Consider the following 13,092-nt stretch of genomic DNA (forward strand, 5'->3'; position numbering starts at 1 on the left):
GAAGCAGGAAGTAGTCCCAACCGTTGCGTTACGCGCAGCGGCTCAGCCGCGAGGCTGAGGGGAATCACCCGCGTTCACGCGGGTGAGGAAGTCAAGAAGGGACTCCCATGCAACCTGCGCGCGTGAGAACGGCCGCCTATGTGACCCGCGACGTTCCCGGCGGCCGGGAGCTGCTCGTCTTCGATCACCGGGACCACCCCGGGGCCGGCACCCAAGTACCGGCAGGGGGCGTGGATCCCGGGGAACTCCTCGTCGACGCGGTCCTCCGGGAGGTCGCGGAGGAGACCGGTGTCACCGCCGTCGCACTCGGCGCGGCCCTGGCCGTTCAGCAGCGCCCGCATCCCCACACGGGCCGGCCCCGGGTCACCGTGTTCTTCCACGCGCGGACCACCGAGACCCGCGACACCTGGACGCACACCGTGGCAGGCCAGGAGGGCGACCAGGACCACGGCATGGTCTTCCGGTGCTCCTTCGTCCCGCTGCGGGAGGCGGCCGGTCTACTGGCCGACGACCAAGGGGAGTTCCTCCCCCTCGTCGAGAAGTCCGACCTCCGAACGGCCGCTACTGACCACCAGTCGACCTGAGCGTCAATCCCCTTGATCCGCACCGGACTTCGACAAGGCCGGTCGAACCGGCCGACTCCTCGTAGCGCTCCCCGTCGAGGGTCAGGCGTTGTCGAGGGTCTTCATGATGACGAAGCTGTTGACGGTCGCCACGCCGGGCAGGGAGGCCAACTGGTTGGCGTGGAAGGCCTCGTAGGCCTCCAGGTCGGCGACCTCCACGTGCAGCAGGTAGTCGAAGCTGCCGGTGATGTGGTGGCAGGCGCGTACCTCGGCCAGCTCCATCACCGCCTTCTCGAACGCGGCGACGTCCGCGCGCACGTGCCGGATCAGGCGGACCCCGGCGAACACCCGCAGGCCGCGCCCCACCGCCTTCGGGTCCACGACCGCCCGGTAGCCGCGGATCACCCCGGTCTCCTCCAACTGCCGCACCCGGCGCAGACAGGGCGAGGGTGACAGGCCCACCCGTGCGGCGAGTTCGCTGTTGCTGATCCGCCCCTCCCGCTCCAGCACCGCCACGATCGCCCGATCGATCTCGTCCATGGACAGATTATTGCTCCAGAAGGCCGGATCGAGCCACATCACGTCGATGGACTGCGCAATTTACTGTCGAAGTTGCCGGCAGCGGGCGTGGCGCGCGATTCCTCACGAGCATCCTGGACCACGGCCCGTTCGACCGTGCACGTGCAAGGAGCGACACCCGTGAGAACCCTCATCACCGGCGGCACCGTCCTGACCGTGGACCCGGCCCTGGGCGACCTCGCCCGCGGCGACGTCCTCGTCGAGCACGGGAAGATCGTGGCGGTGGCCGAGCGCATCGACGCCACCGGCGCCCAGGTGATCGACGCCACCGACCGGATCGTGATGCCCGGCTTCGTCGACAACCACCGCCACACCTGGCAGACCGCGTTCCGCGGCCTCGGCGCGGACTGGACGTTCGCCCAGTGGGCCCACGCCATGCACGGCACCGTCAAACCCCACTACACGCCCGAGGACGTGCACGCCGCCACCCTGCTGGGACGCCTGGAAGCCCTGCACTCCGGCATCACCACCATGCTCGACTGGTACCACGTCGCCCAGGGCCCCGAGCACGAGGACGCCGCCGTCACCGCCCTGCGGCAGGCCCCCGCCCGGTCGGTGTTCTGCCTCGGCGCCGGCTGGGCCACCCCCGCACCCGTCGAGACCGACATCCGCCGCCTGCGCGCCCAACTCGACGACACCGGACCGGTCACCATGGCCTGGGGCCTGCGCGGCGCCGACGACACCGGCATCGACACCCTCGCCCGCGAACTGCGGACAGCCGACGAACTCGGCCTGCGCACCAGCCTCCACACCGGCGGCGACCACCGCCCCGTCGCCACCCTGCACCACCACGGCCTGCTGCGCGACACCACCACCTTCGTCCACGGCAACGGCATCGGCGACGACGAACTGCGCATGCTCGCCGACGCCGGCAGCTCGCTGTCCGTCAGCCCCGACGTCGAACTGAAGATGGGCTTCGGAGCGCCCCTGACCGGCCGGGCCCTGGCCGCGGGCCTTCGCCCCACCCTGTCCGTCGACGTGGTCCCCTCCGTGGGCGGCGACATGTTCTCCACCATGCGCACCGCGTTCTCCGCCCAACGCGGCCTCGACGGCGGACTACGGGCCCGGGACCTGATCCACTTCGCCACCATCGACGCCGCCCACTCCCTCGGCCTCCAGGCCCGCACCGGCAGCATCACCCCCGGCAAGGACGCCGATCTCATCCTGCTGCGCACCGACGACCTGACCGTCTTCCCCGTCACCGACCCCGTCGGCTCGATCGTCACCGCCGGCCACCCCGGCCTCGTCGACACCGTCCTGGTCGCCGGACGCATCGTCAAGCGCGACGGCACCCTGGTCGACGTCGACCTGGCACCGCTGCGCGAGCGCCTGCTCGAATCCCGCGACCGGATCGCCGCCGCGGCCGGCATCCCCCTCGACGGCACCTGGGACCCGAAGCCCGCAGGCCAGGCCTAGCATCGTGAGAGTGTGACAGGCCTTCAGGTCGGGGACCTCGGCGATGACGGTCGGCCATGCCCTCGACATCTCGGTCTTCGAGATCCCCGACCTCGTCACCCGCGATCAGCTCCGCGTCTCCTCGCGGCGTCCGACAGCGGCCGCGTCGGGTACGAGGAGCAGCTTGCCGGTGGTACGCCGAGCCTCCAGGTCGCTGTGGGCCCGGGCGGCCTCGGACAAGGCGTAGCGGCCCGTCACGGTGACCTCAAGCGCCTTGGAGCGCACCCACTCGAACACGTCGGTGGCCCGTCGGAGCAGTTCGGACCGATCGGCGATGAAGTCCCCGAGGCTGGGCCGGATCAGGGTCAGCGAACCGCCGTGGGCGAGCCGGATCGGATCGAACGGCGGCACGGCGCCACTTGCCGCGCCGAAGAGCACGAGATGGCCGCGGGTTCGCAGGCTGGCGAGGCTCGCATCGAAGGTGTGCGCGCCGACGCCGTCGAAGACGACCGGCAGTCCCTGACCGCCGTTGAGCCGCCGCACCTCGGCCGCGAGATCGTCGACCGCGGAGGAGAGGATCACCGCGGCGGCCCCGGCACGCTTCGCCAGCTCGGCCTTCGCCGTGGTCGACGTCGTGCCGATCACCCTGCCGCCGAGATGGGTGACGAGCTGGGTCAGAAGCAGCCCCATGCCACCGGCAGCCGCATGCACGAGCACCGTGTCGCCCTCCCGAACCGGGTAGGCGTCCTTGACGAGATAGTGCGCGGTCATGCCCTGGAGGAGCACGGCGGCGGCCGTCTCGAAACCGATGTCGTCGGGCAGCGGCACCAGCCGGGAGGAGTCCACGACGGCCCGCTCGGCGTACGTGCCGGGAATCTCCACCCAACCGACCCGGTCCCCGACCGCGACGTCGGCGACGCCGGGTCCGACCTCGACGACCGTGCCGGCGCCCTCGGCGCCCGGGGTGAAGGGCAGCGGGAGGCTGTACCGGCCTTCGCGGTGGTAGACGTCGAGGAAGTTGACCCCGGATGCGGCGACCTCCACGACCGCCTCGCCCGGACCCGGCCGCGGCTGGTCCACCTCGGCCTCCCGCAGCACCTCGGGACCGCCCACCTCGTACACCTGAATCGCTCTCATGGCCTCACCAACCCGCTTGACGGCGATCCGATTCCCGGCAGGCGGAGGCGGACCTCCGTCAGGACTCCTGGAGGAGGGTGAGGAGGGCCTGGGCCTGGGGTCGCAGGGCGTCGACCGGTGCGTCGTCGCAGAACACTTCCAGGCCGAGTGCGGGGCCCAGTGTGGTGGAGTAGTAGGACTGGTAGGCCAGGTACGGGCGGTGGCCGTCGTGGCGGCTCAGGCCGATGTGGAGGGTCGCGCCGGTCGGTTGCCGCTGGCCGGCGGCGTCGACCTCGGGCCCGCTGAGCTCCCACTCGACCTCGTAGGGCTCCGGTTCGGTGGGGAGGGCGAGCAGGGTCCGGGCGAGCCGGCGGACCTCGTCGGGGCCGGCGAACGGGATCGTCTCGCTGCCGTAGGGCGAGCCGGCCTCCAACTCCCATCCGTCGCCGCTGCGTTGGACCTGCAGCCACCACCAGCCGTGATCGTCGCGCCAAACGCATTCGAGGACCGGATCCATGGTGGTCAACCTCCTCATGGGGGCGGCGTGTTCGGCGCCTGCTGCACCCGTGGGCCGGGGCTTTGGGTAGTCTGCTCCGAAGGCGGGGCGAGCGCGCGGGATTTCGGGCGGCCGTCGGATGCCGGGCGCAGCCCGAACCGTACACCTCGTGCTCCTCCGGCTCCCGGTCCGGTCACTTCGGCGGATCGGCCCGGAGGAAGGGGTCACTGGCACCGAGGCCTCGCAGGTCCGGGGCGACGGCGCGGAACTGCGAGGCGAGGCGGCCCATGACGCCGCCCCAGAGCTGCCAGGTGTGCGGGAAGCCGGGTTCAGTGCTGGAGGGCGGCGAGCCAGGAGGTCAGCAGGCGGTTCACCTCCTCGGGGCGTTCCTGCTGGATCCAGTGCCCGCAGCCGTCCAGGAGGTGGCTGGCCGTCAGGCCGGGGAGGGTGGTCGGGTAGGCGGCGATCGCGTCGGCCATCCAGGTGGTGGAGGCGTCCAGGGTGCCGCCGATGAACAGGGACGGCTGGGTGATCGGGGCGCCGCCGTACGGGGCGAGGTCCGCCCAGTCGCGGTCCATGCTGCGGTAGCGGTTGAGGGCCCCGGTCAGGCCGGTGCGCTCGAACTCCCCGGCGTAGACGTCGAGATCGTCCTCGGTCAGCCAGCCGGGCAGCCGGCCGGCGGGGAAGCGGTCGCGCAGCCGGCCGCCGGAACGGGCCACGAAGTGGGGGTCGGGCTCGTCCCGGCCGGGCATGGTGTCGGCGGACAGGGCGGCGTAGAAGCCCGCGAGCCAGCCCCGGACGTCGGGTTCGATCTCCGCTTCGGCCCGGCCGGGCTCCTGGAAGTACGAGACGTAGAACTCCTGGTCGCCGCCCATCTGCGCGAAGACCTCGCTGGGGCGGGGGCCGCCGGGCGGCGCGTAGGGGACGCTCAGCAGGGCGACGGCGCGGAACACCTCGGGGTGGAGCAGGGCGCTGGTGGCCGCGATGTTGGAGCCCCAGTCGTGCCCCACGATCACGGCCCGCTCCTCGCCCAGGGCGCGCACCACGGCGAGGTTGTCCGCCACCAGGTCGAGCATCCGGTAGGCGTCGGTCGCGGCCGGCTTGGAGGAGCGGCCGTAGCCGCGCACGTCGAGCGCCACGGCCCGGTACCCCGCCGCCGCGAGGGCGGGCAGCTGGTGGCGCCAGGAGTACCAGGACTCGGGGAAGCCGTGGACGAGCAGGACCAGCGGCCCGGTGCCCTGCTCCACCAGGTGCAGGCGCCCGGCGGGCCCCTCGACGGTGCGGTGGCGAAGGTCGGCGGACGGGGTGGGTCGGTGCATCGCTACTCCTCGGTTCACGGGCGGCCGTGGTGACCCGTTGATCTTCCGGCGCGGCGGCCGCCCGACGCGAGCACCCTTGCCATCGTGGCAAACTCGCAGGACGGGGCGGTGGAGGCGGCACGTTCGGAGGGAGCGGGGCGATGGTGACGGACGGCGGCACAACGGACGGCGGAATGACGGACGAGGGCATGACGGACGAGGGCATGACGGACGACGGCGTAGCCGACACCCTGGCCGCCATGGCCCCCCGGCTGCGGACCGCGCGCGAGCGGCGCGGCGCCACGCTCACCGCGGTCAGCCGCGCGACCGGCATCTCGCTGAGCACCCTGTCGCGGATCGAGACCGGTCGGCGCCGGCCGACCCTGGAGGTGCTGCTGCAGCTCGCGAAGGCGTACGGCACCTCCCTGGACGAGCTGGCCGGGACCGCACCCGCACCCGCACCCGCCGCGGCCGAACCGCGCGTCCCACCGCCGCCGCGCCCCGGCGACCACAAGGTGGTGCTGCCGTTGACCCGGTACGTGGGCGGCCTGCACGCCCACAAGCACGTCCTGCCCGCCGTCGACGCGCCACCGGCCCGGCCGCGGCAGGTCTCCCACGACGGGTACGAATGGCTGTGCGTCCTCTACGGGCGCCTGTGGCTGGCGCTCGGCGAGCAGGACCTCGTCCTGAGCGCCGGGGAGGTGGTCGAGTTCGACACCCGCACCGTCCACGGAGTCGCGAACGCCGGCCCGGGCGGACCGGTCGAGTACCTGATCATGTTCGGGCCGCAGGGCGAGCGCCTACGACCGCGCACCCCGCCCCCCGGCCGCGGCGCCCGCTAGCGCGGAGCAGGACGGTCGTCCTGATCTGCGACGTGACCCGCCGCCAGGCGGATGACCTTGCCGGCGGCCCGTCGTACGTCGTCGAGTGCACCGCCGGCCCACGGCCCTGTCGAAGGGTCGGTGAGATCGCTGCTCGTCGTGCCGGTGAGCACGGTGGCCGCGCGCGCCATCGTGGCCGCCAGCGTACCGACGGCGTCGGCGACCGGGTCGACCCAGTCGTCACCGTACTCGTCGGACAGGATCGCCACCGGCAGGCGGTCGACGGTGTAGTAGGTCGTGCTGGCCTCGCGCGCCGCGGCCAGGATCGCGAACAACCGGTCGGCGAGCGCGTCCCGCGCCCGCTCCACCGCGTTCCTCGGATAGGTCATCGACTCGTGGCCGAGCACGACCTCGACTTCCCGCGCGATCACCACGGCCTTGTCCACGAACCGACGGTTGGCTTCCGCGCTCTTGCTCGCCCACTCACGCTCGAACGTCATTCGACGATTGTGACTCCCGTCCAGGCTTCTGGCCCCAGTCCGGCAGTTGTGTCCCGACGACCCCTGCCGCCGCCTCGGAGCGGTACCGTGGCAACAGCAACTCGCTTGTGGGAGAGTCGTGTTGCGGTCATACGGCGGACGGCCGAGCGCAGGGGGGAACCGTGCTGGAGGAGATTTCGGAGCTGGCCGCGGCGGGAGCGGCGACCGTGGTGGGCGCGATGTTCACCGACGGCTGGGAGGCGGCCCGGACGGGCTTCGTGCGGCTGTTCCGGCGCGGCGGGCAGGGCCAGGAGACGGCCGTCGAGGCGCAGTTGACCTCCGGCGCGGAGCTGGTGCAGCGGGCCGAGGACATCGACGCGGCGCGCCAGAGCCTGGAGCCGTTGTGGCGGTACCAGCTGGCGGAGCTCCTGCGCCGTCACCCCGAGGCGATGGCGGAGCTGACCACCTGGGTGGAGCAGAGCCGGGCCGCCCGGGCCCAGGCGCTGCCGGCGGTGGTCCAGAACGTGGAGGCCCGGGACAACAGCCGGGTCAACGCCGTCGTCCACGGCAATGTCGTCGTGCACGAGGCCGCGCCCGCCGGCGACGACTCATGACGCCGGCCGGCAACGCCTCGTGATCCCCGGCCACGAAGCCTCATGACCCCCGCCGCCGACCCGGAGCCGTCCGGCGGCGGGAACCCCGGCGAACGGATCCGGAGCGGGCACCACACCGTCGAGCAGAGGATCACGGTCGCCGCCGGCTACGGCTACGGGGTGGTCGGCGCCGACCTCCACGTCTTCGGCGACGGCCTGCCCCTCTACCTGCTGGAGAACTACCGCCCCGCCGGCCGGGAGGACCCCGACCGGCTGGCCGAACTGCCCAGCCGGATGCTCGACGCCCGCTTCGCCGTGGTCGCCTTCACCGGCCGGGCCGGGGAACTGCGGCAGCTGGAGCAGTGGCGCGACGGCCGGCCGCGGCTGGTCCTGCGCTGGCTGCACGCCCCCGGCGGCCAGGGCAAGACCCGCCTCGCCCGCCACTTCGCGCAGGAGTCGCTCGCGGCGGGCTGGAAGGTGCTGACGGCCGTCCACGGGCCGGGCTCGGTGCTGACGCCGGGCCGGAGCGAGGACCTGCGCCCGGACGGCTCCGCCGGGCTGCTCCTGATCGTGGACTACGCCGACCGCTGGCCGCAGTCCCACCTGACCTGGCTCCTGAGCAACGCCCTGCTGCACCGGCCCGAGGTGCCCACCCGGGTGCTCCTGCTGGCCCGTACGCTCGACCCCTGGCCCCCGCTGCGCGCCGCCCTGGCCGAGCGCCGGGCCGAGCTGTCGAGCCAGCGGCTGGAACCGCTCGGGCAGGAGTCCGGGCAGCGCGCCGAGATGTTCGCGGCGGCCCGGACGGCCTTCGCCGCCCGCTACGGGATGGCGGACCCCTCGGCCGTCCTGCCCCCGGGCCCGCTGGAGTCCGCCGAGTACGGTCTGACGCTCGCCGTCCACATGGCCGCTCTCGTCGCCGTCGACGCCCACCGCCGCGGCCGCCGGCCGCCGTCGGACCCGGCAGGGCTGACCGGCTACCTCCTGGACCGGGAACAGCTGCACTGGGCGCGGCTGGCCGGCGACGGCACCCATGAACTCGGTCCCGCCCGCAGGACCCTCCGCACCCGGCCCGCCGTGATGTACCGGGCCGTCTTCACCGCGGCCCTCACCGGGGCGATGGGCCGGTCGGCCGGCGCCGGGGTGCTCGCGGCGCAACGGCTCCCGCCGTCACCGGAACAGGTCCTCGCCGACCACGCCGCCTGCTACCCGCCCGCCGATCCCGCCCGGGACACCGTCCTGGAACCCCTCTACCCCGACCGCCTCGCCGAGGACCTCCTCGCCCTGACCCTCCCGGGGCACCCGGCCGACTACCCGGCCCAGGACTGGGCCCCCGCCACGGCCGCACTCCTGCTGCGCGCCGCCGACGGCGCCCCGCCGCCGTGGACCCCGCGCGCGATCGCCTTCCTGGCCGCCGCCGCGGCCAGATGGCCGCACCTGGGGCCCGGGTACCTGTTCCCGCTGCTCCTGCGCGAGCCGCGGCTCGCGCTCGCGGCGGGCAGCGCCGCCCTGACCGCCCTGGCCGGGATACCGGACGTGGGCATCGACGTCCTGGAAGCCGTCGCCGTCCACTTCCCCGGACGGGACACCGGCGACCTGGCCGTCGGCGTCGCCGCCGTGACCCGAGGCCTCGCCGAACGGCAACTCGCCCGCACCCAGGACCCGGCCCACCGCGCCCAGATCCTGTTCGACCTCGGGGGGAAACTGGCCTCCGCCGGACAGTACGAGGCCTCGGCGGAGGCGAGCGGTGCGGCCGCCGCCCTCTACCGGCAGCTGACGACGGCCCGACCGGTGGCAGGGCCGTCGGCAGCCCCGGGCGGTGCCCTGCGCCGCTCCAGGGGCGAACCGGCCTTCCTGCGGCTGATCATGCGGCGGAAGGCGGCAGCGGCACTCGGGGAACGCCGAGAGCTCCAGGAGGCACAGGGCCTGGCCGTCGGACTGGCCTACTCCCTGGTCAACCTCAGCACCGCCCTCGCCCGGCTGGGCCGGTGGGAGGAGGCCGCGAACGCGTCCCACGAGGCCGTCGCCGCCATCCGGGCGACCTTCCGGCCCGAGGAGGCACTGCGCGCGGACGTCGGGCTGGGCGGCGCACTCGTGAGCCTCGCCGTCGCCCTCGGCGGGCTGGGGCGCTACCCGCAGGAACTGGACGTCCTGCGGGAGGCGGTGGACGTGCTGCGCCACCAGGCCCGCAAGGGCAGCCCTCCGGCCGCCCGCGCCCGGCTGGCCAACGCGCTCAGCAACCACGGTGTCCTCCTGGGGCGTTCGGCCAGGAAGGGCGAGGCGCTCAAGGCCACCGAGGAGGCGGTGCGCATCCAGCGCGCCCTGGCCCGGGACGATCCGTCGGCCCACGCGTCCGACCTGGCCGCCTACCTCAACAACCTCGGCCGCCGCCGGGCGGACGTCGGCGACCGGCCGAACGCGGTGCGGGCCACCGAGGAGGCCGTCGGGCTGCTGCGCCGCCTGGCGGAGGTCAACCCCGCGGTCCACCGGCCGCAGCTCGCCCGGGCCCTCGGCAACCTCGCCCAGCAGCGGGCCGGGGACACCCCGGGCGCCCTGGCGGCGGCGGAGGAGGCCGTCCGGATCCTGCGCGAGCAGGCCGCCGGCGCTCCCGAAGCCCGGCCCGGCCTGGCCACCTCCCTCGCCACGCTCGCCGGCAGGCTGTCCGAGGCGGGCCGGCACCACGAGGCGGTGGCGGCGGCGGAGGAGGCCGTCACCCTGCTGCGGCCCGCCGCCGAGGCCGATCCGGCGGTGCTGAACCTCGAACTCGCCATCGCCCTGGGGGTCCTGGCCCAGGTGAGGGCCAACGCCTGCGCGGACACGGCAGGGATCGGTGCGGCCCGGGAGGCCCTGGTGGAGGCGGAGGCCGTCCTCGCCCGGGCGGCCACCACGACCCCGGCGCCCGCCGCCGAGGTCCGCAGGCAGCTCCAGGCGCTCAAGGAACGGCTGGCGGCCCGTGACGGTCGAGAGCGGTGAGCGGCCCGTGGACCGGACAGGTCGGCGCGGGCAGGACCCTGCGGTACGCCTTCCGGTCCGCCAGCCGTACCCGCCACGGCCCGTCGGACGACTCGCGCTTGAGGATGACGTGCCGGTTGTCGCCCTCGCCCAGGTGGAAGCGGTACTCGGCGACCGCCGGTGCGTCCTCGCCCACGATCCGCCGCACCTGGTCCTCGACGAAGCAGAACAGGCACACCGACCCGCCCAGCGTCGCCGAGAACTGCCGGAACCGCGGCCGGGTGACGACGACGAAGACCGCCCCGGTGTGGCCGACCATCAGGCCGATCGACTGCGGCCCGTCGAACCGGGCCGCCTCCTGCACGAAGTGACTCAGCCGCAACGGCTCCACCACCGGGGCCCGGAGCCTGCCGACCAGCAGCGCGAGGACCGTGTAGACCGCGCTGACCCCCAGATCGACGCAGAACGCCACGACGAACCAGTCCGGCCCCCGGACCAGCGCCTGCCACAGCCACAGACCGGCCACCACCACCAGGACCCCGACCCCGGCCAGGCGCACCGGCGGGGAGAACACCGCCCGGAACGCCCTCGGCAGGACGACCAGAGCCACCACATCAGCGCCCACCAGAACCGCGCCGACCACCGCCCCCACGTTCAACTGGCCTCATCCCCAGCCCACTTGTCGCCCCCGGCAGAACCATGCTCCCACCCCCACCCACCACAGCCCAGCCCTTCGCCCCCGAACTTCGCGGGCCACACGGCTCGGTCAGTACAGAGAGGGGAGCACCCGGGCCACTGCTTCGTGGAACCGGATCTGCAGCAGCTCGAACTGCCTACTGGCCTGCCTGCACTTCTCCACGCCCTTCGCCCACACCGACTCGCCCGCAACGGTTCGCAGTTCCGTGGCGAGCGCTCGAATCTCATCGTCGAGTGAGGGAGCCGAGCGCGACACCGACGAACCCGAACACAGCGTCTGAAGCCACGTCCATGCCCCCTGCCCCGAGTGGCCGAGCCGTTCGTACCACCGTGGTCATGTCTCGACACCCAGCCGGTTCGGCGAGCACGTCAACGTCCGGTTGAGGAACGCCGATCGGTCACCGGCCCCGGCCCGGCGCACGAGTGGCCGGGCCGGGGCCGGGAGCGTCGGGCGGCCTACGGGAGGATCGGGCCGATCGAGACCCAGGTGTTGTAGATGCGGCCGCTGGCGCAGTTGGCGGTGGCCGTGCCGTCGCCGAGCATCAGCTTGCTGTAGACGGTGACGCCGGACTGGCACTGGGCCGCCACGGACCAGGCCCGCCGCGGTTCGAGGCCGGAACAGACGCCGACGCCGAACGGGCCCGAGGCGTAGGCCGTGCACTGGCCCGTGGTCGGAGTGGTGTCGGCGCCCTTGGCCTGGGCGACGGCCGGTGCGGTCAGTGCGGCGGTGGCGGCGAGGAGCGAGGTCAGGAGCAGTGTCGAGGTGCGGCGCATCGAGGGGCCCTTCCGGGGGTGGGTGTGGCACGACAGGCCTGAGGTCCCGGCAGGCGGAGCACTCCCTGCCAGTTGCGCGAAGCGAGGGAATCCTGGGGGGAATGTGTGATGGTCGTCAATGACGAGGGGCCCGGCACAGGCGAGTTTCCGTCACGGAGCCGCACCCGGCCGGGCGCCGGTTCGCGGCACGGGCGATGCGTGAGGAAGCACCCCTCGGCCGCAGCGGTGGAGCCGTGGGTCCGGGCGGAGCGTCCCGCCCTGTACGCATGAGCGCAGCCCCCGGGTTGCGGCGATGGCCTATGACCTGGATCACTTGGGCGGGCTGCGACCTGCCGCGCATCGTCAGGCGTACAGGGGCAGCTGGCATCAACCGGACGCCCGCAGGAAAGGACACGGATTCATGCGCATCCGCCCGATCATGCTCATCGCCGCCACCGCCACCGCCGCAGCCATCGCGACGGCGGGGGGAATGGCCACTGCCGCAACCGGTACCCCGACGGCCGCGCCCACGGCCACCCCCACGGCCCACAGCGGGCCCGCCGACGCGCCCGCCGCCAAGGCTGACGGCTCCGGCGCGGCCGGCGCCGCGGCGGTTTCCGGCAGCCGCCCGTCCGCTGCCCCCGCGCCTGCCGCCCCGTCCGCTTCCACCGTCATCAGCACGGCGACGACCCCGATCGAGGCCGGGGCGGTCGCCAAGATCCTGGCCTCCTGCCTGGGCGCGGAGGCGTCGCAGTTCCACCCGGTGATCGCGGTGCGCACCCCCGTCGCGTCCTCGGACACCGACGGTGTGGTCGTCGCCGTCAACTCGGCCAAGCAGTACGTGCAGTGCGAGTCGAAGGGCGACAAGGGCACCAGCATGTCCTCCCCGGCGACGTTCATCAACGACCGCCTGTGGGGCGTCGGTCACCGGATCTCGTTCTTCGACAGCTTCAGCGCTCCGGCCGGTGCCGGGAAGTCCCTCTCGTTGGGTGCCGGGCACTACACCGCCGAGGTCGCCAAGGTCACCATCAGCTACGGCGACAACCCGACCCAGTACCCGGCCGTCATGGCGGGGGGCGCGTTCGCCTACGCGGCCGCCGTCACGGGCAGCCCCAGCGGCTCCCCGACCCCCTACGTCCACGCCTTCAACGCGGACGGCAAGGAGATCTACAACCAGAAGACCCAGCCCAACGTCAAGGGCGTCGCCAACTAGGCCTCACGCTTAGGCACCGTCTCCAGTCGGAGGCGGCCCCGCCCCGGACCGGGCCACGGCTCGGTCCGGGGCGGGGCCATGAAGGAGGTGCCGCGGTGGGGCGAGGACCGGGTGGGCACCGCGTCGGTGCGGGTGCCGGAG

The 13,092-nt window shown here is 73.6% G+C and carries 13 protein-coding genes and 1 pseudogene; 6 read left to right on the forward strand and 8 right to left on the reverse strand.

All coding sequences use genetic code 11. The features are described 5' to 3' along the window. Positions 1 to 107 precede the first annotated feature (107 nt). The gene (locus ACIP4P_RS34940) at positions 108 to 584 is read left to right on the forward strand and encodes an NUDIX domain-containing protein (RefSeq protein ID WP_400925436.1); all 477 of its coding nucleotides are present in this window, start codon (positions 108 to 110) and stop codon (positions 582 to 584) included. 81 nt (positions 585 to 665) lie between these two features. On the opposite strand, the gene ACIP4P_RS34945 is transcribed toward ACIP4P_RS34940, so the two are convergent. Further along, the gene (locus tag ACIP4P_RS34945) at positions 666 to 1,103 is read right to left on the reverse strand and encodes an Lrp/AsnC family transcriptional regulator (protein WP_400925438.1); all 438 of its coding nucleotides are present in this window, start codon (positions 1,101 to 1,103) and stop codon (positions 666 to 668) included. A gap of 159 nt (positions 1,104 to 1,262) precedes the next feature. On the opposite strand from ACIP4P_RS34945, the gene ACIP4P_RS34950 reads away from it, so the two are divergent. Further along, a complete protein-coding gene (locus ACIP4P_RS34950; RefSeq protein WP_400925440.1) occupies positions 1,263 to 2,558 on the forward strand; it encodes an amidohydrolase family protein in 1,296 nt (431 codons plus the stop codon). A 105-nt stretch (positions 2,559 to 2,663) separates the two neighbouring features. Here ACIP4P_RS34950 and ACIP4P_RS34955 read toward each other — a convergent pair whose 3' ends face one another. The 4 genes and pseudogenes from ACIP4P_RS34955 to ACIP4P_RS34970 all read right to left on the reverse strand — a co-directional run bounded on the left by ACIP4P_RS34955 (position 2,664) and on the right by ACIP4P_RS34970 (position 5,468). Continuing rightward, positions 2,664 to 3,674, reverse strand: a complete 1,011-nt coding sequence (locus ACIP4P_RS34955; RefSeq protein ID WP_400925442.1) for a quinone oxidoreductase family protein — start codon at positions 3,672 to 3,674, stop codon at positions 2,664 to 2,666. 58 nt (positions 3,675 to 3,732) lie between these two features. After that, entirely contained in the window at positions 3,733 to 4,170 is a 438-nt protein-coding gene (locus tag ACIP4P_RS34960; RefSeq protein WP_400925444.1) for a hypothetical protein, read from the reverse strand. Positions 4,171 to 4,375: 205 nt separating this feature from the next. Then, positions 4,376 to 4,474: pseudogene (locus ACIP4P_RS34965) on the reverse strand (alpha/beta fold hydrolase); the annotation flags it as partial. A gap of 4 nt (positions 4,475 to 4,478) precedes the next feature. Further along, positions 4,479 to 5,468, reverse strand: coding sequence for an alpha/beta fold hydrolase (locus ACIP4P_RS34970; protein ID WP_400925446.1), 990 nt, complete (start codon positions 5,466 to 5,468; stop codon positions 4,479 to 4,481). 203 nt (positions 5,469 to 5,671) lie between these two features. On the opposite strand from ACIP4P_RS34970, the gene ACIP4P_RS34975 reads away from it, so the two are divergent. Continuing rightward, the gene (locus ACIP4P_RS34975) at positions 5,672 to 6,289 is read left to right on the forward strand and encodes a helix-turn-helix domain-containing protein (protein ID WP_400925682.1); all 618 of its coding nucleotides are present in this window, start codon (positions 5,672 to 5,674) and stop codon (positions 6,287 to 6,289) included. Here ACIP4P_RS34975 and ACIP4P_RS34980 read toward each other — a convergent pair. Next, a complete protein-coding gene (locus ACIP4P_RS34980; RefSeq protein ID WP_400925448.1) occupies positions 6,286 to 6,768 on the reverse strand; it encodes a hypothetical protein in 483 nt (160 codons plus the stop codon). The two genes, ACIP4P_RS34975 and ACIP4P_RS34980, sit on opposite strands and share 4 nt — an antisense overlap. A 161-nt stretch (positions 6,769 to 6,929) precedes the next feature. Here ACIP4P_RS34980 and ACIP4P_RS34985 point away from each other — a divergent pair, with 161 nt between their 5' ends. Together ACIP4P_RS34985 and ACIP4P_RS34990 are read left to right on the forward strand one after the other, a co-directional pair. Next, complete coding sequence (locus ACIP4P_RS34985) at positions 6,930 to 7,361, forward strand: hypothetical protein (protein WP_400925449.1); 432 nt, start codon at positions 6,930 to 6,932, stop codon at positions 7,359 to 7,361. Between the two features lie 42 nt (positions 7,362 to 7,403). Then, the gene (locus tag ACIP4P_RS34990; RefSeq protein WP_400925450.1) at positions 7,404 to 10,310 is read left to right on the forward strand and encodes a tetratricopeptide repeat protein; all 2,907 of its coding nucleotides are present in this window, start codon (positions 7,404 to 7,406) and stop codon (positions 10,308 to 10,310) included. Here the strand turns inward: ACIP4P_RS34990 and ACIP4P_RS34995 are convergent. Together ACIP4P_RS34995 and ACIP4P_RS35000 are read right to left on the reverse strand one after the other, a co-directional pair. Beyond that, positions 10,270 to 10,947, reverse strand: a complete 678-nt coding sequence (locus ACIP4P_RS34995) for a hypothetical protein (protein WP_400925452.1) — start codon at positions 10,945 to 10,947, stop codon at positions 10,270 to 10,272. The two genes, ACIP4P_RS34990 and ACIP4P_RS34995, sit on opposite strands and share 41 nt — an antisense overlap. Positions 10,948 to 11,441: 494 nt before the next feature. Then, positions 11,442 to 11,759: a hypothetical protein gene (locus ACIP4P_RS35000; RefSeq protein ID WP_400925454.1), complete on the reverse strand. Its 318-nt coding sequence runs from the start codon at positions 11,757 to 11,759 to the stop codon at positions 11,442 to 11,444. A 400-nt stretch (positions 11,760 to 12,159) separates the two neighbouring features. Between ACIP4P_RS35000 and ACIP4P_RS35005 the strand changes: the two genes are divergently transcribed. After that, complete coding sequence (locus tag ACIP4P_RS35005) at positions 12,160 to 12,951, forward strand: hypothetical protein (RefSeq protein WP_400925456.1); 792 nt, start codon at positions 12,160 to 12,162, stop codon at positions 12,949 to 12,951. The last annotated feature ends 141 nt before the right edge of the window (positions 12,952 to 13,092 follow it).

The organism is Kitasatospora sp. NPDC089509 (assembly GCF_044749365.1).
Taxonomy (GTDB): domain Bacteria; phylum Actinomycetota; class Actinomycetes; order Streptomycetales; family Streptomycetaceae; genus Kitasatospora.